Origin of the sequence: Streptosporangium pseudovulgare, from assembly GCF_014648055.1 — a bacterium.
Classification (GTDB): domain Bacteria; phylum Actinomycetota; class Actinomycetes; order Streptosporangiales; family Streptosporangiaceae; genus Streptosporangium; species Streptosporangium pseudovulgare.
Window position 1 is genome coordinate 61,308 of sequence record NZ_BMQJ01000026.1, and the last position, 21,895, is coordinate 83,202.

Here is a 21,895-nt window from a genome sequence, read left to right on the forward strand (position 1 = left end):
GCGGGTTCCGCCGGGTTCCGGTGTCTCGCGCCGGGACGTCCGCCCGGCGTGAGACCACTCTGCCGCCGGCCGCGCCGCCTACCCAGAGCACCGGTTTTCCTGGGTCTGCGGTTACCACCTTCGCCGGGGGCGCCCCTCGGCGCCGGGACGGTCCTCCTGGCCGTCCGGCCGCTCCCGCCGGAGCCGCGGGCTCCGGCCGTCCGCGCCCAGCGGACCACCGTGCGGGAGCCGTACCGGGGGCCGCCGTTAAGGTCACGGGCATGGAAGGAACCAACCTGGACGAACTCGGCGGCTTCCTGCGGTCCCGCCGCGCCCGCATCCGGCCTCAGGACGCGGGTCTGCCGGACGCGGGACGGCGGCGGCGGGTGCCCGGGCTGCGCCGCGAGGAGGTGGCCCTGCTCGCCGGGGTGAGCGTCGACTACTACGTCCGGCTGGAGCAGGGACGCGGTCACAACGTCTCGGACGCCGTGCTGGACGCGGTCGCCCGCGTGCTGCGGCTCGACGCGACCGAGCGGGCGCACCTGTACGACCTGGCCCGGCCGCCGCGCGAGGCGGAGCCGCCGGCCCCGGCCGCCGTCCGCCCGCGGGTGCGGACGATGCTGGACGCCATCCAGGCCCCCGCGTTCCTGCTGGGCCGGTGCATGGACGTGCTGGCGTGGAACGCGCTGGGCGACGCCGTCGCCGGCTTCTCCGCGATGCCGCCCGGCGAGCGCAACATGGCCCGGCAGGCGTTCCTGGACCCCGCGGCCCGGACGCTCTACCCGCGCTGGACGGAGGTCGCCGCCGAGACCGCGGCGTACCTGCGGCTGGACGCGGCGCGCCACCCGGGCGACCCCCGGATGGCCGCCCTCGTCACGGAGCTGTCCGCGGGCAACCCCGAGTTCCGGGCCCTGTGGGAGGACCACACGGTCAGGGAGAAGGCCGGCGGCCGCAAACTGATCCACCACCCGGTCGTCGGCACGCTCGACGTCGGCTACGAGACGCTGGCCCTGCCCGGCGATCCCGACCAGCTGATCGTCGTCTACGTCGTGGCCCCGGACTCGGCGGAGGCGGAGAAACTCGCGTCCCTCGCCACCGCGAGCCGGGGCCGCCGCGGCTGACCCGCCACGCCGGCGACGCGGGGAGCCGCCGGTCACCGTTGGTTCGCGGGTGCGGACGCGTTGGAGGCCGTTTCCCCGGCGGGCCGCCTTCTCCGGGGCGGCGGGCGCGGATCACACGGTGTCGCCGATCCGCACGACGCCGGAGGTGGCGTTGCCGGGCAGGGACTCCTCGATCTCCGCCATGCCGGGAGCTCAGCGGCCGCCGGCGGACCCCGCCGGATCCGGGGAACGATCCGAGCCGGGGCCGGGGGCGCCCGGGGGCAGGCCCAGGGCGGTCGAGAGCCGGCGCGCCGTCTCGGCGACGACGGCCCCCATCTCCCTCATCCGGGACTCGGCGGGGGTGCGGGTGACCGACACGCTGATGGCGGCCGCGATCAGTCCCCGGTGCTCCCGCACCGGCGCCGACACCCCGGCCGCGCTGTCCTCCAGCTCGACGTCGGTCACCGCGTACCCGAAGGCGCGCACGTGCTCGATGTCGGCCAGCCACTGCTCCTCGCCGCTGATCGCGGAGTCCAGGCCGCTGGGCAGGGCCGCCCGCAGCAGCTCGCGGATCTGCCCGTCCTCCCAGTCCGCGAGGAGCGACCGCCCCGCGGCCGCCATGATCACCGGGACGGAGACGCCCTCCCAGATCCGGTGGTAGGCCCGGGACGACGGCACCGACGACAGTGTGAGAACCATCTCACCGCGCAGTACGCACAGGTGCGTGTCCTCGTCGAAGAGCGTGGCCAGGTGCCTCAGGAAGGGCTCGGCCACCCGGACGAGCCTCGACTGCTGGGTCCGCGCCGCGAGCGAGAACAGGCGCCAGCCCAGGCGGTAGCGGCGCGTCACCGGGTCGCGCTCCACCATGCCCTCGGCTTCGAGCGCGCGCAGCGCCCGCGACACCTGGCTCTTCTCCCGGCCCAGGCGCTCGGCGATCCAGTTGACGCCGAACCCGTCGGCGTCGGGGCCGTCCCCGTGGCCGGCGAGCACCTCGAGGATCTCCATGTCCCGGCGCAGCCCGGCCGAGGACACCGGCTTCTCGCTCATCCCCATCCGTTCATAACGAAAGCATTGCGTTATGTTGCGATGACCGCAACTTATTTTGCGCTGAATGCAACCAAACACATACGTTTACAAGCCCTGCAAGCGTAAGCGAAGGTGGTTCCCCCATGAACTTCAGCGAGTACGTGGTCTCTCGCTGGGACACTCTCTCGCTGGCCGCAGCCGAACACGTCCTCGCCGTGGCGATCGCGATCGGCGTCGCCGCGCTCGTCGGGATCGGGACGGGCCTCCTCGTCCACGAGACGCCGAAGGCCCGGAACGCCTCGCTGGCGCTCTCCGCCACGATCCTGACGGTCCCCTCCCTCGCCCTGCTCACCCTGCTGATCCCCCTCACCGGTCTCGGCTGGGGCTCCACGCTGATCGCGCTGACCGCGTACGCGCTCCTGCCGATCATCCGCAACACGGTGACGGGGCTGAACGGCGTGGACGCCACCACGGTGGAGGCCGGGCGCGGGATGGGCATGAGCCGAGCCCGCGTCCTGATGAAGGTGCAGCTCCCACTGGCCTGGCCGCTGATCCTGACCGGGGTCCGCGTCTCGACCCAGATGATCATCGGCATCGCGGCGATCGCCGCCTACGTCGACGGGCCGGGCCTCGGCACGCAGATCTTCGAGGGGCTCTCCCGGCTCGGATCGGTGAACGCTCTCAACGCCACGCTCGCGGGCACGCTCGGCATCGTGGTCATCGCCGTGCTGTTCGACCTGTTCTTCTACGCCGTTCGCCAACTGACCGTCCCCAGGGGGCTTCGTGTTCGACACTGAGACAGAGGGAGCGCGCATCGAACTGCGCGCATTGACCAAGCACTATCCGGGGCAACCCGCACCCGCGGTCGACAACGTCGACCTCGACATCCCCGCCGGTGAGCTGGTGGTCTTCGTCGGCCCGTCGGGCTGCGGCAAGACGACCACCATGAAGATGATCAACCGTCTGGTCGAGCCCACGTCGGGTGAGATCCGCATCGGCGGCAAGGACGTCCTGAGCCTGCAGCCCGACGAGCTCCGCCGGCACATCGGCTACGCCATCCAGCAGGTGGGCCTGTTCCCCCACCTGACCATCGGGCAGAACATCGGACTGGTACCCAAGCTGCTGGGCTGGCCGGCGGCGCGGATCGCCGCGCGGGTGGAGGAGCTCCTCTCGCTGGTGAACCTGGAGCCGTCGCTGTTCCACGACCGCTACCCCCGCCAGCTGTCCGGCGGCCAGCAGCAGCGCGTGGGCGTGGCCCGGGCGCTGGCGGCCGACCCGCCCGTGATGCTGATGGACGAGCCGTTCGGCGCGACCGACCCCATCACGCGCGAGCACCTGCAGAAGGAGTTCGTCCGGCTGCAGAAGCGGCTGCGCAAGACGATCATCTTCGTCACCCACGACTTCGAGGAGGCCATCAAACTGGGCGACCGCATCGTCGTGCTCCGGGAGCGCTCGCACATCGCGCAGTACGACACCCCCGCCGAGATCCTCGCCCGGCCCGCCGACGACTACGTCGCCGGGTTCGTCGGCCAGGACGCCACGCTCAAGCGGCTCGCGCTGCTGCGCGTGGAGGACGTGGCGCCCGCCGGGCCGCCCCAGCAGGCCGGGCTGCCGCAGGTCGCGGCCGGGACCAGCCTGCGCGAGGCCCTGGACGTCATGATCGCCCACGGCTCCGACCGCTGCAGTTCCCCCTCCGGCGTCCTCACCTACACCGCGCTGTGCGGGGCCGTGGGAACCGGACGGCCGTCGTCCCCCGGGCGGGAGCCGGAGGCGGTGCCCTCCCTCCCCGCGCCGGAGAAGGTAGTGGCCGGTGGCCGCTGACACCCTCACCGCCGACGTCCTCGGCTCCGAAGCCTCCGAAGGCGCGGGAGTCCCCGGAGCCCCCGAAACCGCCGGCGCCTCCGGCGCCCTAACCGCGGGCCGGGCGCGACCGTCCCGGCGCGCCGCGCGCCTGCGTCTCCTCCTCACCCCCGCCGCAGTGTGCGCCGTACTGGCCGCCCTGTACGCCTGGGTGAGCGCCCAGGACCTCGACTCCATCGAACAGCGCAGCCTCAACCCGTCGGTGATCCTCACCAAGGCCGCGGAGCACCTGGAGATGACCCTCGCCGCGACGGCGCTCGTGGTGGTCATCGCGATCCCGCTGGGCATCGTCGCCTCCCGCTCCCGCAACCGGATCGCCACGCCGGTCATCCTCACCGCCGCCAACCTCGGCCAGGCGGTGCCGTGCATCGGGCTCCTCGTCCTGTGCACCTTCCTGATGGGGGTGGGCTTCCAGACCGCGCTGGTCGGGCTGGTGGCGTACTCCGTCCTGCCGGTCCTGCGCAACACGATGATCGGGGTCCAGCAGGTGGACCCGGCACTCGTCGAGGCCGCCCGCGGGATGGGCATGACCAGGGGCCAGGTGCTGCGCCGGGTGGAGCTCAGGCTCGCCGTGCCCGCGATCCTCGCCGGGTTGCGCACCGCGCTCGTGCTGACCGTCGGCGTCGCCACGCTCGGCGCGTTCGTCGCCGCGGGCGGCTTCGGCGAGCTGATCATCAACGGCCTCAAGCTGAACCGCATGCCCGTGACCGTGGTCGGCGGCGTGCTGACCGCGTGCATCGCCTTCCTCATCGACTGGCTCGGCGCGCTCGCCGAGAACGTGCTCAAGCCCCGCGGCCTCTGACCCGGACTCCGACCTGGGCTCCGACCCGAGCTCCGGCCCGGGCCGCCGCGCGTCCCGCCCCCGGCCCGCCGGGCGGCCCGAACCCCGAACACCGCGCCGCCCCTGATCATCGGGCGGCCCGGACCATCCTGCCGCCCGTGGCCCCGGGCGGCGGGCCCCCGATCCCTCCTGGCATCCCCGACACGAGAACGAAGAGGTGTCCTTTCCATGCGTTCCCATTCCCTCCGCAAGGCGGCTCCCCTCCGCCGGACGGCCGCCGCGCTCGCCGCCGCGGCGCTGACCCTCACCGCCGTGAGCGGCTGCGGCTCCGCCGAGGCCGTCGAGACCGCCAGCGCGGGCGACGAGCTCGCCGGAGCGAAGTTCGTCGTCGGCTCCAAGGACTTCACCGAGAACATCGTCCTCGGCAAGATCGCGGTGCAGGTGCTGAAGGCGCACGGGGCCGAGGTCGTCGACAAGACCAACCTCGGCGGCACCGTCCCCAACCGCAAGGCCCTGGAGTCCAAGGCGATCGACATGTACTGGGACTACTCCGGCACCGGGTGGATCGAGCACCTGAGGAACGCCGAGCCCATCCAGGACTCGGCCGAGCAGTTCAAGGCCACCGCGGCCGCCGATCTCGCCAAGAACGGGATCCACTGGATCGGCCCGACCCCGCTGAACAACACCTACGCCCTGGCGATCCGCTCGGAGAAGGCCCAGGAGCTGGGCGTCAAGACGCTCTCCGACGTGGCCGAGCTGGCGAAGACCAAGCCGGAGGAGGTCACGCTGTGCATCGAGACGGAGTTCTCCACCCGCGACGACGGCCTGCCGGGGCTGTCCAAGGCCTACGGCATGGCCATCCCGAAGAACCGGGTCAGCCTGCTGGACACCGGCGTCGTCTACACCGAGACGGACAAGGGTCAGACCTGCAACTTCGGTGAGGTGTTCACCACCGACGGGCGCATCGCCTCGCTCGGCCTCACCGTGCTGGAGGACGACAAGAAGTTCTTCCCGGTCTACAACGCCGCCGTGACGCTGCGGGAGGACACCTACAAGAAGTACCCGGCGCTGGAGAAGGTGCTCCAGCCGGTGATCGACAAGCTGGACGACGCCACGATGCAGCAGCTCAACGCCAAGGTCGACGTCGAGGGCCAGGAGCCCGGCAAGGTCTCCGCCGACTGGCTCGACCAGCAGGGCCTCCTCGGCAGCAAGGCCTGACGGCACGGGCCCGGCGGCGCGGCCCGGCGGACCCGCGCCGCGGGCCGTGACGACGTCGGCGGTACGGCGAGCCGCCCCGCCGTACCGGCACGGCCCCCTCAGCAGGTGTGGTGGCCCGAGACGATGTCGCGCAGCGCGCGGATCGCGTCGTCCAGCCGTTCCGGGGTGCCCTCGGCGGCGGGTTCCGGCTCGGTGGGGACGCGCCGTCGGCGGATGGCCTCGGCGATCTCCTCCAGGGAGTCGGCCAGGGCCCCCACCGCCTCCGGGGGCGGCGGGGGCGCGCCGTGCTCGGCGCGCGCCACGGTGGCGGCCGTGGTGTCGGCCACCTTCTCCAGCGCGGTCATCGCGGGCATCCAGGTGGTGATCCGCCTGCTGACCGTGGGCGGCTCGGTCACCGCGCGCTGGAAGACCACCCGCAGGTCCGACATGGCCTCGTAGGCCTTGCGGCGGTACACCGGCCGGTCGGGGTTCCCGGGGTCGAAGGCGCCGCGCAGGTAGCGCGCGGTGGCCGACACCGCGTCGGCGAAGGGTCCCCGGACCGGGGCGTGCCAGCTTCCCGGCCACGGAAGGTAGCCCAGCAGCAGCACGATCACGCACCCGGCGATGGTGTCCACCAGGCGGACCTCCGCCAGCCGCGGACCGCCGCGGGTCAGCAGGTCCACCAGGAGCAGCACCAGCGGCGCCTGGAAGGTCGACATCAGCCCCCAGTTGCGCTGCAGGCCGTACGGTATGAGCGCGGCGAACACCGCGATCGGGACGAGGATCAGCGGGCCGTACGGGACCACCAGGAGCACCGCGACGCCGACGAACGTGCCGGCGAACGTGCCGAGAGCCCGCTGCAGGGCCCGCGCGAACACCGACCCGAAGTCGGGCTTGAGGACCAGCGCGACGGTCAGCACCATCCAGTAGGACCGCTCGAACAGGCCGAACTCGCTGACCGCGGTGGCGACGCCCATGCACAGGGCGAGCCGGACGGCGTACTTGCGGGTGAAGTGGCCGTACCACATCTTCGCCCAGGCGTTGCGGAACCGCTCGCCGTAGCCGACCGGCCGGTACGGCAACTGCTCGGTCTCGACGTCACCGCCGGAGGCCAGTTCCACGGCCCCGTCCACGGCGGAGTTCAGCGCCCGCAGCGCGGGGGACCCGCCGGGGAGGCGCGGTGGCGGGTGCGGCGCGCGTCCCTCGTCCAGCGCCACGGTGATCTCCTCGACGGCGGCGGCCGTCCCCTCCGGCGGCTCGCGTCCCTCCTGACCGAGGGAGATCAGCGCGTTGCGGATCAGCGACGCCTGGTTCAGCAGCGCGATCAGCCGGGTCTGCCCGGGGTCCTGGCCGGCGGAGGCGGAGCGGGCGCCGAAGACGGCGTCGTAGCCGCTCTCCAGCGCGGTGCCGAACGCGGCCAGGGCGTCGGCGTCGCGGTCGTCGATCAGCCGGTCGAGCGCCCGGTAGACCGTGACGGTCGCGCTCTCCTCCGGGTTCCGGGAACGCAGCGGCCAGTCGGCCACGCCGAGCACGATCACCCAGGCCACGCCGAGCAGGAACTGCGCGGCCCCGAGGAGGGGGCCGCCGGGCAGCGGGATGCCGGTGCTGATCACGGCCATCACCACGAGCTGCAGTCCCGCCAGCGACCCCTTGGCCCCGATCGTGCTGATCAGCGCCGAGACCACCGAGACCACCACGATCACCGGGACCGTCCACCAGCCGTGGCCGCGCACCATCGCGCCGATGGCGTATCCCGCCGCCCCGCCGAGGCCGACCAGGCCGATCCGGGCGACCCTTTCCCGGTACGGCCCGCCCCGGTTGGCCAGGCCCGGCCCCATGGCCCCCATGGAGGGCAGCAGGCCCAGCGCGAGGTTCCCGGCGGCGAGGGCCACGAGGAGCGGGACGGTCACCGCGAGGGCCATGCGGACCATCGGCCACCAGGCGGGTTTCGCCGGGGCGGGCCGTACGGTCTCCACCAGCCAGCCCGGCGCCGCGTCGGCCAGCCGGTCGGCGGCGGAGCGGAACGGGCTGGGCATCGTCGGCAACCGTCGGCGGCCGGGCTCGCGGCGCGCTCAGCGCACCAGCTTGTCGAGCCGGATCGGCAGGTCGCGGACCCGGACGCCGGTGGCGTGATGGACGGCGTTGGCGACGGCGGCGGCGGTGCCGACGATGCCGATCTCCCCGATGCCCTTGGCGCCCAGCGGGTTGAGGTGCGGGTCGTCCTCCTCGATCCAGTACGCCTGGACGTCGGGCAGGTCCATGGCGGTCGGGACGTGGTACTGGGCGAGGTCGTGGTTGAGGTAGTCGCCGAACTCGTGGTCCATGACGCTCTCCTCCAGCAGGGCCATCGACATGCCCATGGTCATGCCGCCGACGAACTGCGAGCGCGCGGTGACGGGGTTGACGATCCGGCCGGCGGCGAACACCCCGAGCAGCCGCAGCACCCGCGCCTCCCCGGTGTCGAGGTCCACGCCCACCTCGGCGAACTGGGCGCCGAAGGCGTGCCGGGCGTACTCCGGCTGCTCGCCCACCTCCTCCGCGGTGTCGGCGGTCGCCTCCAGGCCCTCGGCGGGCACGTCGCCGCCCCGCCGGTCGAGCTCCTCCAGGAGGGCCTCGCAGGCCCGCACCACGGCCGTCCCCCAGGAGGCGGTGCCCGCCGAGCCGCCGGCCAGCGAGGCGGCGGGCAGCGCGGTGTCGCCGACCTCCACCCGGACCCGGTCCGGGGTGACGCGCAGCGCGTCGGCGGCGACCTGGGTCAGGATCGTCCGGGCGCCGGTGCCGATGTCGGCGGCGGCGATCCGCACGGTGAACCGGTCGTCCGGGTCGCACCGGGCGCTCGCCCGCGAGGGGCGCCGGTAGACCGGGTAGGTGGACGCCGCCACACCGGTGCCGACGAGCATCCGGCCGCGGGTCCGGGCCGCGGGCGTGGGGTCGCGGCCGGCCCAGCCGAACCGGCGGGCGCCCTCGCGCAGGCAGGCCACCAGGTTGCGGGAGCTGAACGGCAGGCCGCTCTCCGGCTCGGCGGCGGGCTCGTTGCGGATCCGCAGCTCGACGGGGTCGATCCCGCAGGCGACGGCCAGCTCGTCCATGGCCGACTCCAGCGCGAACATGCCCGGCGCCTCGCCGGGGGCGCGCATCCAGGCCGGGGTCGGCACGTCGAGCCGGACCAGGCGGTGCGCGGTGCGCCGGTCGGGCGCGGCGTACATCACGCGGGTCGGGGTGGTGGTCTGCTCGGCGAACTCGCGGAGCCGGGAGCTCTGCTCGAACGCCTCGTGCACGATCGCGGTCAGCCGCCCGCCGGTGTCCGCTCCGAGCCGTACCCGCTGGATCGTCGGGGTGCGGTAGCCGGTCACCGCGAACATCTGCTGCCGGGTCACCGCGAGCTTGACCGGGCGGCCGGCGTGCTTGGCGGCGAGCGCGGCGAGCACCACGGGCGGCAGCGCGGCGCCCTTGGAGCCGAAGCCGCCGCCCACGTGCGGGGAGATGACGCGGACGTTCTCCGGCGGCATGCCGAACAGCGGGGCGATCGTCTCGCGCAGCGCGGACACCCCCTGCGTGGAGTCGTGGAGGGTGAGGCCGTCACCGCTCCAGACGGCGACCGTGGCGTGCGGCTCCATCGGGTTGTTGTGCTCGGCCGGGGTGCGGTACGTCGCGTCGACGAGGACCGGCGCCGCGGCGAGCGCCGCGTCCGGGTCGCCCAGCTCGGTGTCGGCGGGGTAGCCGGCGTTGACGCGGTCGGGCCGGTACATCTCCGGGTGGTCGGCGCGCAGCTCGACGTCGTGCGGCTCGGCGTCATAGTCGATCCGCAGCAGCCGGGCCGCCTCCCGGGCGCACTGGAGCGTCTCGGCCACCACGACCGCGACGTACTGGCCGCGGTAGGACACCCGGTCCGACTGCAGCACCGCCAGTTCGGCGTTGTCGGCCGGGGCCAGGCGGGGGGCGTTGCCGTGCCAGACGGCGGCGATCACCCCGGGGAGCCGGACGACGGCGTCGACGTCGGCCGCGAGGACCGTGCCGCGGGCGACGGTCGCCTGCACCGGCACGGCGTAGGCGAGCTCGTCCGGGAAGTTCTCGTAGGCGTATCGGGCCCGGCCCGTCACCTTCTCGACGCCCTCGACGCGTTCCAGCGCCGCGCCGACGGACGGCCTGGCCTCGGTCTTCACGGCGTCTCCAGGGGTCGCGGCGCGCCGGCCGCGGCGGTCGGGGCGTCTCCGGGTCGTACGGCGGTCACGGTGTCTCCACGGGCTCGGACTCCGCGAACCCCGCGGGCTCCGCGAGGTCGGTGAGGGTGCGGACCAGGACGTTGCGCAGCAGCGGCGCCTTGAAGGCGTTGCGCGGCAGCGGGCTGGAGCGGGCCAGCTCGGCGTCGGCCGCCCGGGCGAACTCCTCCGGGGTGGCCGCCGCGCCGCGCAGCGCCGCCTCGGCGGCCTCGGCCCGCCACGGCGCGTGGGCCACGCCGCCCAGCGCGATGCGGCAGTCGCGCACCACCCCGCCGGCCACGTCCAGCGCGGCCGCCACCGACACCACCGCGAACGCGAAGGACGCCCGGTCGCGCACCTTGCGGTAGCGCGAGCGGGCCGCGAACGGCAGGTGGGGCACCTCGACCGCTGTGATCAGCTCGCCGGGCGCCAGGACGGTGTCGCGGTCCGGCTCGTCGCCGGGCAGCCGGTGCAGGCCCGGCATCGGCACCGTACGGGCGCCGCCGGGGCCCTCCACGTGGACGAGGGCGTCCAGCGCGGCCAGCGCGACGGCCATGTCGGAGGGGTGGGTGGCCACGCAGTGCTCCGAGTGGCCGAGGATCGCCAGGTTGCGGTGGTCGCCCGTGCGGGCCGGGCACCCGGAGCCGGGCAGCCGCTTGTTGCAGGGCTTGGTCACGTCCTGGAAGTAGGGGCAGCGGGTGCGCTGCAGCAGGTTGCCGGCGACCGTGGCCATGTTGCGGATCTGCCCGGAGGCCCCCTCCAGCACGGCGCGGGCGAGCAGCGGCTGGGCCCGCCGGACGAGCGGGTCGGCGGCGAGGTCGCCGTTGCGCACGCCCGCGCCGATCAGCAGGCCGCCGCCGGTCTCCTCGATCGCGCGGGAGGAGATCCGGGTGACGTCCACCAGGGTCCGCGGTGTGGCGACGCCGAGCCGCATCAGGTCCACCAGGTTCGTTCCGCCGCCGAGGTAGGCGGCGTCCGGCCGGCCGGCCGCGGCGGCCACCGCGGACCGCACGTCGGCGGGCCGCTCGTAGGTGAAAGGTCTCATCGCGCCACCCGTCTCATCGCGCCGCCCGTGCCGCCGCGCCGTACGGCGGCGCCGCCCGCGCCGTCCGGTCCGTCACCGCGCCACCTGGCCGACGGCCGCGACGATGCCGGGGTAGGCGCCGCACCGGCACAGGTTGCCGCTCATCCGCTCGCGGATCTCCGTCTCGTCCAGCCGCGGCGGGGCCGACAGGTCGGGGGTGACCGCGCTCGGCCACCCGTCGGCGGCCTCGGCCAGCGCGCCGGCCGCCGAGCAGAGCTGCCCGGGGGTGCAGTAGCCGCACTGGAGGGCGTCGTTCTCGATGAAGGCGGCCTGCAGCGGGTGCAGGGCGTCGCCGTCGGCGAGCCCCTCCACCGTGACGATCTCCACGTCGTCCGCGGTCACCGTGAGCGTCAGGCACGACAGCGCGCGCCGGCCGTCCACCAGCACGGTGCAGGCGCCGCACTGGCCGTGGTCGCAGCCCTTCTTCGCGCCGGTCAGCCCGAGGTGCTCGCGCAGCGTGTCCAGCAGCGTCTCGCGGGTGTCCACGGTGACCGGGCGGGGGACGCCGTTCACCGACAGGCGGAGGTCGGCCGTGACGGGGTCGGGCACCCCGTCCGCCCCCGTGATGTCTGTTTCGCCGTTCACGGGCGCTCCCCTACCCCGTCGCCCGTCGGCCATATCTCCCGGGCGGACGCTTGACGGTTCCTTGACCGTTCCGCCCCTCCCCCGCCGTGGATCCCGGTCCGGGAGGAGCGCCGCGAATCCCCTTCGGGGATATTCGCCACCTTGAAGCTTTTTACTCCGCCTTTTAAGTTAATTACCGACTTAATACCTATTCTCGTCCCGTTCCCTAATGACACGCGTTTAGCGTGATCGTCAGGGGGGCGAAGAAAAACGGTGCGATTTGGACACATCTGGTCATTGCGCGTCCGGATGACGCTGCTGGCGAGCGTCATCATGGCAATGCTGTGCGGGGGAATCTGCGCCCTGATCCTGATCGGCGTACACGACCGCGTCGTCAACGACCTGTCCGACCGGCTCCTCCTGTACAACATGCGGGTGATCCGCCTCGTCGAGAAGGGCCGGGTCCCCCCGGTGCTCTCCAGCCGGAAGTCCATTTTCCTCCAGGTGGTCGACCCCGGCGGCCGGGTCACGGCGGCCAGCCCGCAGCTGGCCGGCAGACCCCGGCTGACCGACCTCGTGCCCCCGGACGACAGCTCGCGGGTGGAACGGGAGGTCTGCGACGCCCCCGGGTTCCCGGACACCTGCCTGCGCGTCGTGGCCGTCCGCATCTCCGCCGACGGCGGCGACTGGATCGTCTACGGCGCCGGCCCCACCACCCCGTGGTACGTCAGCCGCTCGCTGCTGCTCAGCCTCCTGGCCGGGTCGGGACTGGTGGTCGGGGCCACGACCCTCGGGGCCTACCGCACCGTCAGCAAGACCCTCCTCCCGGTGGAGGACATCTGCACCGAACTGGCCGAGATCACCTCCTCCGACCTGGGACGCCGGGTGCCCGTGCCCCGGCACCGGGACGAGATCCAGAAGCTGGCGGTGACGGTGAACCAGACCCTGGACCGGCTGGAGGCCGCCGTCGAGCGGGAGAGGCGGTTCGCCTCCGACGCCTCGCACGACCTGCGCAGCCCCATCACCGCGATGCGCACCCAGGTGGAGGAGGCGCTGCTGCACCCGGAGGAGAGCGACTGGCCCTCCGTGGCCGGGGCGGTGCTGGCCAGCCTCGGACGACTGCAGGCGATCGTCACCGACCTGCTGGTGCTCTCCCGCCTCGAAGCCGGCGCGGGCGGTCCCCACGCGTGCGTCGACCTGGGAGAGCTGGTCGGCTCCGAGCTGGCGCGCCACGTCCACCGGACGCCCGTCGAGACGCGCCTGGAGCCGGGTGTGCTGGTCGACGCCGACCGCATGCAGCTCGTCCGGCTGCTCACCAACCTCATGGACAACGCCGACCGGCACGCCGAGTCGGCGATCGTCGTGACGGTGCGGCCCGAGGACGGGCGGAGCGTGCTGGAGGTGCTCGACGACGGCCCCGGGATCCCGCCGGAGCAGCGGGAGTACGTGTTCCGGCGCTTCGCCCGGCTCGACGCCGCGCGCAGCAAGGACAAGGGCGGGACCGGGCTCGGCCTGGCGATCTGCCGGGAGATCGCCGAACGGCACGGCGGGACGCTGACGATCCGCGACTCCGGGAAGGGCGCGCGGTTCGTGGCGAGCTTCCCCGCCCGCCCCGCCGGTCAGTAGACCGAGATGTGGACGTGGTCGAAGTGGTTGGCGGTGACGCCGCCGCGGTTGGACATCGTGCGCCAGCTCCCGGTCCGCACGTGCCAGATGCGCTGCCGGTAGATGATGTACATGATGCCGAGCCGCCGGGCGTTCTTGATCCCCCAGGCGGCGATCTCGTCGCCGCGCCCGGTCTCGGCGGCCGACGGCATGGCGCCCCCGCCGCTGAGCATGAAGTCGCAGGCGCGGCCGAGGGGATGCTCGCCGCCGCCCGCGATGCCGCCGTCGACCCGGAAGCAGCCGATCCCGAAGCGCGAGCCGAACCGCTGGGCCACGAGCTGCCGGGTCAGCCGCATCCGCGGGGTGATGTTGTCGGGGCCCGACGGAAGCTGGGGGACCCACGTGCCGTCGGCCCGGCGGACGCCCGGGGTGGGGTAGAGCAGGTCGATCCGGTCCTTGATCTTCTCGATCAGCTTCTCCGCCCGGTCCTTCTCGTCGTCGAGCTTGGCCATGCTCGTCTTCAGCTCCGTCCCGCGGGCCCTGGCCTCGTCCCGGGCCCGGCGGTGGTCGTCGCGGACCTGGACGAACACCCGGAGTTTGGCGTCCTGCTCGGCGAGGATCTGCTCGACGAGCGTCAGGCGGTTCAGCATGGCGGCGGGGTCGCCCGAGCCCATCATCGCGGAGACGCCCTCCGTCCCGCTGCTCCGGTACCGCGCGGCGGCCAGCAGGCGGATCTCCCGCGCGGCCCGGTCGAGGTCGCCCTGCGCCCGGCTCAGGCGGTCCCGGGCCGCCTTCTCGGCCTTCTGGACCTTCTGCAGCTCGACGCGGGAGTCGTAGTAGCGGGCGATCAGGGACTCGGACTGCTTCTGCATGTCCGCCAGTTCCTTGCGGAGCTGCTTGGCGGTCGGCTTGGGCTCGGCGAGGCCGGCTCCGGCCTGGGCGAGGCACAGCGTCACGGCGGTGATCGAAGCGGCCAGGCCCCGGATCGCGCCCCGCCGCCGGACATCGCGGGACACAGCCGCCACCTCGCTCCCCTTCCCTGAACCCCGGGCGTCGGCCACGGCTCGATGGCCGGGCGACACCCCCACGCCCGGCGGGCGGTCGGAAAGGATGCTCCCGCAATTACGGTACTTGCGGCAAATCTTGCATTACGGTCGTCCGTTGCGGAGGCCGGGGACGCCGGGTCACTCGGGCAGGGACACCGGGAACGTCGGGTCACTCGGGCGCGGGCACCACGACGACCGGGCAGCGGGCGTGGTGCAGCGCCCCGTGGCCGACCGAGCCGAGCACCGCCGACCCCAGCCTCCCCAGCCCGCGCGAGCCGACCACCAGCAGGTCGGCCGTCTCCGACGCCTCCCGCAGCGCGACGACCGGATGCTCGCACACGACCGATTTGATCATCGGGACGTGCGGGTACCGCTCCAGCCACGGGGCGAGCGCCCTCTCCGCCGTCTTCTCCGCCGCGGTGGAGACCTCCTCCAGCATCGGCGTGTAGACCATCGTGTACGGTCCCATCACCGGCGCCTCCCAGGCGTGCACCGCGCGCACCCGGGCCCCGCGCCGCGCCGCCTCCTCGAAGGCGTACCCCAGCGCCGCCTCCGAGGGCGGGGACCCGTCGAAGCCGACCGCGACCTCGCCGCTCCCGCGCTCCGTCTCGCCCTGGACGACCACGACCGGCACGGCCACGCGGCCCGCCAGCCGCTGCGGGACCGACCCCAGCAGCAGCTCGCGGAAGCCGCCCCGCCCGCGGTGGCCGAGCACGAGCTGCGCCGCGTCCCCGGACGCGCGGCGCAGCGCCTCGGCCGCGGGCCCGCCCTCCAGCCTCTCCTCCACCTCCAGCCCCGGGACGCGGTCGCGCGCCAGGTCGGCCGCGTCCGCCAGCACCCGGCGGCACTGCTCCGACACCGCCGCGCCGTACTGGGGCTCGGAGAACACCGGGAGGTCGTAGTCCATCCCCTCGCAGGCGTGCACGACCCGCAGGACGGCGCCGCGCCGCACCGCGTCGTCGGCGGCCCACCCGACCGCCGCCTGGGACGGGGACGAGCCGTCGGTCCCCACCACGACCACGTCCGTCGCCATGTCACCCCTCCTCACGACCGTCCTCACCTCGTCTTGTGCCCGCCGACCGTCACCCCGGCCCAAAGAGCCGGTCATCGATCACCTCCGGGACGGATTCCCCAGCCCGCCGCGCGGGGAATGACGGGGAGGACGCGGCGCGCGGGTACCCGCCGTACGCTCGCCGGCCCCCGCGCGGAGGGACGGGAAGACGCGAACGGAGGGCGCCATGGCCGGGCACGTGACGGTTCCGGAGGAGATGGACGCCTGGGTGGTCGCCAGGCCCGGGCCGATCGCCTCGGGCCCCCTGGAGCGGGTCCGCCTGCCGGTCCCCCGGCCGGGGCCGGGCGAGGTGCTGGTCGAGGTGGAGGCGTGCGCCGTCTGCCGCACCGACCTGCACCTGGCCGAGGGCGACCTGCCCCCGCGGCGCCCGCGGACCGTCCCCGGCCACGAGGTGGTGGGCCGGGTGGCGGCCCGGGGCCCGGACACCGTACGGCTCGCCGCCGGGGAGCGGGTGGGCGTGGCCTGGCTCCGCTCGACCTGCGGGCGCTGCCGCCACTGCCTGCGCGGCGCGGAGAACCTGTGCCCGTACTCCGCCTACACCGGCTGGGACGCCGACGGCGGCTACGCCCGCTACCTGACCGTCCCGGAGGACTACGCCTACCGGCTGCCCGGGGACGGCGCGGCCGAGAAGCTGGCGCCGCTGCTGTGCGCCGGGATCATCGGCTACCGCGCCCTGCTCCGCAGCGAGCTGCCGCGCGGCGGGCGCCTGGGCGTCTACGGCTTCGGCGCCTCGGCCCACCTGACCGCGCAGATCGCCATCGCCCAGGGGGCCACCGTGCACGTCCTGACCCGCTCGGCCAAGGCCCGGGAGCTGGCCCTGGAGCTGGGGGCGGCCTCCGCGGGCGGCGCGGCGGACGCCCCGCCCGAGCCGCTGGACGCCGCGATCCTGTTCGCTCCGGCGGGCGAGCTGGTGCCCGTCGCCCTGGAGGCCCTGGACCGGGGCGGCACCCTGGCCGTGGCGGGTATCCACCTCAGCGACGTGCCGGTGCTCGACTACCGGCGGCACCTGTTCCAGGAGCGGACGCTGCGCAGCGTCACCGCCAACACCCGGGCCGACGGCCGGGCGTTCCTGGAGATCGCCGCGGCCTGTCCGCCGAAGGTGACGACCGTGCCCTACCCGTTCGGCGCGGCCGACCGGGCGCTGGCCGACCTGGCCGCCGACCGCGTCGAGGGCGCCGCCGTACTCCGGATGTGACCGGCACGCGCCCGGCATCCGGCGGGCACCGCCCGCCGTGCCCCGTCCGGGAGTACGGCGGGCGGCTCGGCGGGGCCGGTCAGCCGGCCCGTGGGGCGGCCGACAGCTCGGTGAACAGGTCCTCCCACATCGGCATGATCGCCTCGGGGGCGTAGTCGCGGGCCGTGCGGGCGGCCGCGGCGCCCAGCCGCAGGCGCAGCTCCCGGTCCCCGATGACGCGGATCAGCGTCCCGGCCAGCGCGTCGACGTCCTTGGGCGGGACCAGCAGGCCGTCGACCCCGTCGGTCAGCACGTCGCGCGGACCGGTCGGGCAGTCGAACGCGACGACCGGCAGCGCGTGGGACATCGCCTCGATCATCACCATCGGCAGGCCCTCGAACCGGGAGCTGAGCGCGTACACCGAGGCTTGGGCCAGTTTCTCGTCCAGCCGTGGGGTGCGGCCCATCAGTTCGACGTTGCCGTCGAGGCCGAGCTCGCCGACGAGCGCGCTCAGCTCGGTCTTCTTCGGGCCGGTGCCGTAGATGTGCAGCCGCCAGTCGGGGAAGCGCCGCACGACCTGGGCGAACGCCGGGATGAGCAGGTCGAGGCCCTTCTGCTTGACGAGCCGGCCGGCCGCGACCACGATCGGGTTCTCCTGGACCGAGGGAGTCTGGCGCAGGGTGTGGATCGCGTTGGGGATGCGGACGACCGGCGTGCCGGGCAGCAGGCGCTGGTAGGTGTCGCGGTCGGTGCCGGTGAGCACCGCGACCGCGTCCAGCCTGCCGTAGTGGCGGGCGATCTGCCGGCGCACGCTCTCGCGGTAGGTGGCGAAGTTCATGTGCTCCTGGGCGACGCGGACCACGCCGCTCGGGCCGCGCCGGGCGGAGATGAGGTTCAGCGCCGGGCGGGTGGTGACCAGGATGCCGCCGTCGAGGGCGGAGACGTAGTCGATGACGGCCTTCTCCACGCGCTCGGTGAAGTAGCCCGCGGCGAACTCCCCGCGCGGGACGACCTTGCCGCGCATCCTCCGCCAGATCCGGCGGCCCACCGAGTCGGCGTGCACGCCGCCGCGCTGGTCGACCAGCGTGGTGACCTCCACGCGCCGGTCGATGGGGAACTGGGGCCTGGCGCGGCGCCGTACCACGCTGACGATCTCGACGTCGTGACCGGCCGCGGCCATGGCGTTGGCCTGGTTGACCACCGTCCGGATCGTGCCGCCCATGCCGTAGGCGTGCAGGAGCATGTAGCGGATCCTCACCGGCTCTCGTCCCCGTCGAGGTAGCCCCAGGTACGGCACATCGGGCGGAGTTCCTCGGGGATCTCCTCCTCCCGGGGCAGGGCGCGCCCCTCCTGGACCTTCCCGGACCGGATCTTGTCCTTCCAGTCGCCGAGCCCCTTCTGGACGACCGTCTGCTCGCCGTAGGCGAGCATCCCCGGCTCCCACGGGAGGCCCAGGAAGTCGCAGATCCGGCGGGTCTCGGCCTCGGGGCCGGCGGTCAGGTCCTCGTAGCGGACGGTCAGGCCGGTCAGGTCGCCCCTGGCACGTTCCACGGCCTTCATGTAGCGCAGCGCGTCGAGCGCCGCCTCGTGCGGGGTGCGCCGGTCGGGGCTCGCCTCGTGCCAGGAGGCCGCGATGGAGGCGGGGTGGCGCAGCAGGAAGACGAACCGGGCGTCGGGCCAGCAGGTGGCGATGCGCCGGTGGGCGAAGGCGTTGGCCGGGGTCTTGTCCACGATGTGGGCCTTGCCGCTGCGGGCCAGCTCGCGGTGGAGGACCCGGTCCCACAGCAGGTGCTCCAGGTCGGCCTGGTTGTGGCCGAGGGCCTCCATCGCGCGTGCGGCGAGCGGGGTGGTGAGCCCGACGGACAGCCGCCGCACATGCAGTTCGTGCGGGGCGTGCAGCATCGAGTGGGCGTTGAGCATCGCGCGCAGCAGGGTGGAGCCCGACCGGACCGGCGAGAGGATGAAGATCGGGGCGGTGAGCAGCCGGTCGGTCTCCGGGTCGGCGGGGGGCCGGACGAGGTCGGCCGCCGCCACGGCGGGTGCCCGTCCCGTGCCCTTCGCCGCCGGCCCGGGTTTCGCCCCGGGTCCCGTCTTCGCGACGCGAGTGATCTGGAACCCGGTCAGCTCCCTCACGGCGGCGTTGGCCTTGCGTTTCCAGTTCATGTCATGGAAACTACCGAGCTTTCCTGGCAGTGACCTGGGGTTTCCTGACGGTTACCTGGGAGTCCCCTGAGAGTGTCCGGGCCTTCCGCCGGGCGGGGGACGGGCCGGGCGCGGGCGGTCCGGTGGAGGCCGGGCGGCGGGCGGCGGCAGGGCGGGGGCGGGCATGCGGCGGCGGCCCCGCTCCCCGCCCGGATGGGCGTGGGGAGCGGGGCCGCCGGCGGTTCTCACCGTCCCGCACCTTCCGCGGGGGTGGAGGCGTTTACCGGACGCCGCGCCTGCGGTACAGGCTGACGGTCAGGATGACGCCGATCGCCGCGACGGCCACCTGGAGGAGCAGCTCGATCCAGTCGACGCCCGAGGTGTGGGCGACGCCGAGGGCTCCGGCGATGGCGGTACCGATGAAGGCGGCGACGATGCCGATCACGATGGTCAGCCAGATCGGGATGTGCTGCTTGCCCGGAACGGCGAGACGGCCGAGAGCACCGACGATGGCCCCGATGACGATGGCGGTGATGATTCCAGTAACAGTCATGTTCGCACTTCCTTTTGCTCGGCTGCCGGTCGTCTGCCCCGGCGCGGGAGGACAACACATAACAGAACAATTACGGTGCGATGGGGTGGGGGAACGTCCAGCTCAGGACCCACTTCGTCGATCACGGAAAAGGCCGCGGAGGCCCGGGAGGGCCTTCGGGAGAGGGTCCCGGGCGAGTGACGGAAGGGCCGGGAGAAGCCAGGAGGAAGGCCGTGAAAGGCCGCGAGAAGGCCATGAGAAGACCACGAGAAGGCCGCGGCGAGGCGCGGGGAGAACACCGGGAGAGCACGAAGAGAACGCGGGGCGAACCGGGGGCGACGCCCGGCGGACGGCATCGCCGACACCTTCCCCATGGATAAGCGTGAACCTTTATTGACGAATAAAGCCGTGTGATGAGTGGTCCAGACGGATATTTCGTTATTTATCGGGCAAGACTGCCCGGTTTCGGAGCGGGAGGGCGGGCCGTACGGCTTCGAGAAGGGGCGTGCATGGCGGACCCGAGGAGACTCCCCGGTCTCACCGCCGAGCTGGCCGCGGAGTTCGCCGGCACGGCGATCCTGATCCTGTTCGGGGTGGGCGTCGTGGCGCAGGTCGTCGCCGCCGACATCGGAAACCACGACAGCATCTCCTGGGCGTGGGGCCTCGGCGTCACCTTCGGCGTCTACACCGCCGGCCGGATCAGCGGCGCGCATCTCAACCCGGCCGTCACCGTCGCCCTCGCGGTCTTCAAGGGCTTCTCCTGGCGCAAGGTGCTGCCGTACTGCGCGGCGCAGATCGCCGGGGCGTTCGTCGCCGCGCTGATCGTGCGGTGGAACTACACCGAGCTGCTGCACGCCGCCGACCCGGGGCTGACGCTCAAGACGCAGGGCGTCTTCTCGACGCTGCCCGGCAACGGCTCGCTGCCCGTCGGCCTCTGGGGCGCCTTCCGCGACCAGGTGATCGGCACCGCGATCCTGGTGTTCCTCATCTTCGCCGTCATCGACGAGCTGAACACCCCGCCCGGCGCGAACCTGGCCCCCCTCGTCATCGGGCTGATCGTGGTGGCGATCGGCATGGCCTGGGGCACCGACGCCGGCTACGCCATCAACCCCGCCCGCGACTTCGGGCCGCGTCTGGCCTCCTTCCTCACCGGCTACGGGACCGCCTGGCGGGACCAGTACGGCCAGCTCTACTTCTGGGTGCCGATCGTGGGCCCGCTGATCGGCGGCGTCCTGGGCGGCGCCCTGTACGAGGTCCTCGTCGGCCGGTTCCTGCGGGCCGGGGAGAAACCGGAACCCGGCAGGCTGCCTCCCGAACCCCCCTCCCCCTGAGAGACGTCACCGGCACCGTGAAGGAGGGACACCCATGGCGGACTTCGTCGGAGCAGTCGACCAGGGGACGACGAGCACCCGATTCATGATCTTCGACCACGGCGGCAACGAGATCGCCCGCCACCAGCTCGAACACGAGCAGATCCTGCCCCGCGCGGGCTGGGTCGAGCACAACCCGGTGGAGATCTGGGAACGCACCCGCTCGGTGATCGAGACCACGCTGTCCAGATCCCTCGTGACCGCCTCCGACCTCGTCGCCCTGGGGATCACCAACCAGCGCGAGACCGCGGTGGTGTGGAACCGGCGCACCGGCCGGCCGTACCACAACGCGATCGTCTGGCAGGACACCCGCACCGACCGCATCGCCTCGGCCCTGGACCGCGACGGCCGCGGCGACGTCATCCGCCGCAGGGCCGGCCTGCCCCCCGCCACCTACTTCTCCGGCGGCAAGATCCAGTGGATCCTGGAGAACGTCGACGGCGTCCGCCGGGCCGCCGAGGACGGCGAGGCGATCTTCGGCAACACCGACACCTGGCTGCTGTGGAACCTCACCGGCGGAAGGGACGGCGGCGTCCACGTCACCGACCCCACCAACGCCAGCCGCACCATGCTCATGGACCTCGAAACGCTGGAGTGGGACGACGAGCTGCTGTCGTTCTTCGGCATCCCCCGCGCCATGCTGCCCGCCATCCGGCCCTCCTCCGACCCCACCCTGTACGGCGTCACCCGGCCGACCGGCCCCCTGGGCCGCGAGGTGCCCCTGTCCGGTGACCTGGGAGACCAGCAGGCCGCGACCGTCGGCCAGGTCTGCTTCGACGTCGGAGAGGCCAAGAACACCTACGGCACCGGCAACTTCCTGCTGCTCAACACCGGCCACGAACCGGTCCGCTCCAAGAACGGCCTGCTGACCACCGTCTGCTACCGCTTCGGGGCGGACCGGCCGGTGTACGCGCTGGAGGGGTCGATCGCGGTGACCGGCTCGGCGGTGCAGTGGCTGCGCGACCAGCTCGGCATCATCTCCGGGGCCGCCGAGAGCGAGGCACTGGCCCGCCAGGTGCCGGACAACGGCGGCATCTACTTCGTGCCGGCGTTCTCCGGCCTGTTCGCCCCCTACTGGCGCTCCGACGCCCGCGGCGCGATCGTCGGGCTGTCGCGGTACAACACCAACGCCCACCTGGCCCGGGCCACGCTGGAGGCCATCTG

Annotated in this window: 19 protein-coding genes; 9 read left to right on the plus strand and 10 right to left on the minus strand. The window is 73.5% G+C overall.

Annotated elements, in window-relative coordinates; translation table 11 throughout:
* Positions 1-260 precede the first annotated feature (260 nt).
* Positions 261-1,100, plus strand: a complete 840-nt coding sequence (locus tag IEZ10_RS34430; RefSeq protein WP_189250692.1) for a helix-turn-helix transcriptional regulator — start codon at positions 261-263, stop codon at positions 1,098-1,100.
* A 192-nt stretch (positions 1,101-1,292) separates the two neighbouring features.
* On the opposite strand, the gene IEZ10_RS34435 is transcribed toward IEZ10_RS34430, so the two are convergent.
* Positions 1,293-2,126, minus strand: a complete 834-nt coding sequence (locus tag IEZ10_RS34435; RefSeq protein WP_189250693.1) for an IclR family transcriptional regulator — start codon at positions 2,124-2,126, stop codon at positions 1,293-1,295.
* A gap of 122 nt (positions 2,127-2,248) precedes the next feature.
* Between IEZ10_RS34435 and IEZ10_RS34440 the strand changes: the two genes are divergently transcribed.
* The 4 genes from IEZ10_RS34440 (at position 2,249) to IEZ10_RS34455 (ending at position 5,964) form a co-directional block, all read left to right on the plus strand.
* Complete coding sequence (locus tag IEZ10_RS34440) at positions 2,249-2,902, plus strand: ABC transporter permease (RefSeq protein WP_189250694.1); 654 nt, start codon at positions 2,249-2,251, stop codon at positions 2,900-2,902.
* Positions 2,889-3,926 (plus strand): ABC transporter ATP-binding protein, encoded by a 1,038-nt coding sequence (locus IEZ10_RS34445; protein ID WP_189250695.1) that lies wholly within the window; start codon positions 2,889-2,891, stop codon positions 3,924-3,926. Before IEZ10_RS34440 ends, IEZ10_RS34445 begins: the two co-directional genes overlap by 14 nt.
* Positions 3,916-4,767, plus strand: coding sequence for an ABC transporter permease (locus IEZ10_RS34450; protein ID WP_189250696.1), 852 nt, complete (start codon positions 3,916-3,918; stop codon positions 4,765-4,767). The genes IEZ10_RS34445 and IEZ10_RS34450 overlap by 11 nt, the downstream gene beginning before the upstream one ends.
* Before the next feature lie 207 nt (positions 4,768-4,974).
* Positions 4,975-5,964 carry a glycine betaine ABC transporter substrate-binding protein gene (locus tag IEZ10_RS34455; protein WP_189250697.1) on the plus strand — a complete coding sequence of 330 codons (990 nt, stop codon included), beginning with the start codon at positions 4,975-4,977 and terminating at the stop codon, positions 5,962-5,964.
* Between the two features lie 98 nt (positions 5,965-6,062).
* Here IEZ10_RS34455 and IEZ10_RS34460 read toward each other — a convergent pair whose 3' ends face one another.
* The 4 genes from IEZ10_RS34460 to IEZ10_RS34475 form a co-directional block, all read right to left on the minus strand.
* Positions 6,063-7,979 (minus strand): FUSC family protein, encoded by a 1,917-nt coding sequence (locus tag IEZ10_RS34460; protein ID WP_189250698.1) that lies wholly within the window; start codon positions 7,977-7,979, stop codon positions 6,063-6,065.
* Between the two features lie 36 nt (positions 7,980-8,015).
* The gene (locus IEZ10_RS34465) at positions 8,016-10,106 is read right to left on the minus strand and encodes a xanthine dehydrogenase family protein molybdopterin-binding subunit (protein ID WP_229811934.1); all 2,091 of its coding nucleotides are present in this window, start codon (positions 10,104-10,106) and stop codon (positions 8,016-8,018) included.
* Positions 10,107-10,170: 64 nt separating this feature from the next.
* Positions 10,171-11,187, minus strand: coding sequence for an FAD binding domain-containing protein (locus IEZ10_RS34470; RefSeq protein WP_189250699.1), 1,017 nt, complete (start codon positions 11,185-11,187; stop codon positions 10,171-10,173).
* Positions 11,188-11,259: 72 nt separating this feature from the next.
* On the minus strand, positions 11,260-11,811 hold the full coding sequence (locus IEZ10_RS34475; RefSeq protein ID WP_229811935.1) for a 2Fe-2S iron-sulfur cluster-binding protein: 552 nt from the start codon (positions 11,809-11,811) through the stop codon (positions 11,260-11,262).
* Between the two features lie 252 nt (positions 11,812-12,063).
* On the opposite strand from IEZ10_RS34475, the gene IEZ10_RS34480 reads away from it, so the two are divergent.
* Positions 12,064-13,416: a sensor histidine kinase gene (locus IEZ10_RS34480; RefSeq protein ID WP_229811936.1), complete on the plus strand. Its 1,353-nt coding sequence runs from the start codon at positions 12,064-12,066 to the stop codon at positions 13,414-13,416.
* Here the strand turns inward: IEZ10_RS34480 and IEZ10_RS34485 are convergent.
* Positions 13,410-14,411 carry a coiled-coil domain-containing protein gene (locus IEZ10_RS34485; RefSeq protein ID WP_229811937.1) on the minus strand — a complete coding sequence of 334 codons (1,002 nt, stop codon included), beginning with the start codon at positions 14,409-14,411 and terminating at the stop codon, positions 13,410-13,412. The two genes, IEZ10_RS34480 and IEZ10_RS34485, sit on opposite strands and share 7 nt — an antisense overlap.
* A gap of 199 nt (positions 14,412-14,610) precedes the next feature.
* Positions 14,611-15,474, minus strand: a complete 864-nt coding sequence (locus IEZ10_RS34490) for a universal stress protein (protein WP_189250702.1) — start codon at positions 15,472-15,474, stop codon at positions 14,611-14,613.
* Between the two features lie 205 nt (positions 15,475-15,679).
* Here IEZ10_RS34490 and IEZ10_RS34495 point away from each other — a divergent pair, with 205 nt between their 5' ends.
* Positions 15,680-16,708, plus strand: a complete 1,029-nt coding sequence (locus IEZ10_RS34495) for a zinc-binding alcohol dehydrogenase family protein (RefSeq protein ID WP_373287448.1) — start codon at positions 15,680-15,682, stop codon at positions 16,706-16,708.
* A gap of 79 nt (positions 16,709-16,787) precedes the next feature.
* On the opposite strand, the gene IEZ10_RS34500 is transcribed toward IEZ10_RS34495, so the two are convergent.
* The 3 genes from IEZ10_RS34500 to IEZ10_RS34510 form a co-directional block, all read right to left on the minus strand.
* On the minus strand, positions 16,788-17,945 hold the full coding sequence (locus IEZ10_RS34500) for a glycosyltransferase family 4 protein (protein ID WP_189250703.1): 1,158 nt from the start codon (positions 17,943-17,945) through the stop codon (positions 16,788-16,790).
* Positions 17,942-18,850: a sulfotransferase family protein gene (locus IEZ10_RS34505; RefSeq protein WP_189250704.1), complete on the minus strand. Its 909-nt coding sequence runs from the start codon at positions 18,848-18,850 to the stop codon at positions 17,942-17,944. Before IEZ10_RS34505 ends, IEZ10_RS34500 begins: the two co-directional genes overlap by 4 nt.
* Before the next feature lie 259 nt (positions 18,851-19,109).
* Positions 19,110-19,382 (minus strand): GlsB/YeaQ/YmgE family stress response membrane protein, encoded by a 273-nt coding sequence (locus IEZ10_RS34510; RefSeq protein WP_179817837.1) that lies wholly within the window; start codon positions 19,380-19,382, stop codon positions 19,110-19,112.
* 488 nt (positions 19,383-19,870) lie between these two features.
* Here IEZ10_RS34510 and IEZ10_RS34515 point away from each other — a divergent pair, with 488 nt between their 5' ends.
* Together IEZ10_RS34515 and glpK are read left to right on the plus strand one after the other, a co-directional pair.
* Positions 19,871-20,692: an MIP/aquaporin family protein gene (locus tag IEZ10_RS34515; RefSeq protein ID WP_189250705.1), complete on the plus strand. Its 822-nt coding sequence runs from the start codon at positions 19,871-19,873 to the stop codon at positions 20,690-20,692.
* A gap of 34 nt (positions 20,693-20,726) precedes the next feature.
* Positions 20,727-21,895: glycerol kinase GlpK (gene glpK / locus IEZ10_RS34520; protein WP_189250706.1), on the plus strand; the 1,169-nt coding region annotated here is incomplete at its 3' end.

Excerpts from the sequence above, each read along its gene's own strand:
- IEZ10_RS34455 (WP_189250697.1), top strand. The coding sequence starts at position 4,975 with ATGCGTTCCCATTCCCTCCGCAAGGCGGCTCCCCTCCGCCGGACGGCC.
- IEZ10_RS34460 (WP_189250698.1), bottom strand. The coding sequence starts at position 7,979 with ATGCCCAGCCCGTTCCGCTCCGCCGCCGACCGGCTGGCCGACGCGGCG.
- IEZ10_RS34490 (WP_189250702.1), bottom strand. The coding sequence starts at position 15,474 with ATGGCGACGGACGTGGTCGTGGTGGGGACCGACGGCTCGTCCCCGTCC.
- IEZ10_RS34440 (WP_189250694.1), top strand. The coding sequence starts at position 2,249 with ATGAACTTCAGCGAGTACGTGGTCTCTCGCTGGGACACTCTCTCGCTG.
- IEZ10_RS34510 (WP_179817837.1), bottom strand. The coding sequence starts at position 19,382 with ATGACTGTTACTGGAATCATCACCGCCATCGTCATCGGGGCCATCGTC.
- IEZ10_RS34505 (WP_189250704.1), bottom strand. The coding sequence starts at position 18,850 with ATGAACTGGAAACGCAAGGCCAACGCCGCCGTGAGGGAGCTGACCGGG.
- IEZ10_RS34430 (WP_189250692.1), top strand. The coding sequence starts at position 261 with ATGGAAGGAACCAACCTGGACGAACTCGGCGGCTTCCTGCGGTCCCGC.
- IEZ10_RS34515 (WP_189250705.1), top strand. The coding sequence starts at position 19,871 with ATGGCGGACCCGAGGAGACTCCCCGGTCTCACCGCCGAGCTGGCCGCG.
- IEZ10_RS34495 (WP_373287448.1), top strand. The coding sequence starts at position 15,680 with ATGGCCGGGCACGTGACGGTTCCGGAGGAGATGGACGCCTGGGTGGTC.
- IEZ10_RS34435 (WP_189250693.1), bottom strand. The coding sequence starts at position 2,126 with ATGAGCGAGAAGCCGGTGTCCTCGGCCGGGCTGCGCCGGGACATGGAG.
- IEZ10_RS34470 (WP_189250699.1), bottom strand. The coding sequence starts at position 11,187 with ATGAGACCTTTCACCTACGAGCGGCCCGCCGACGTGCGGTCCGCGGTG.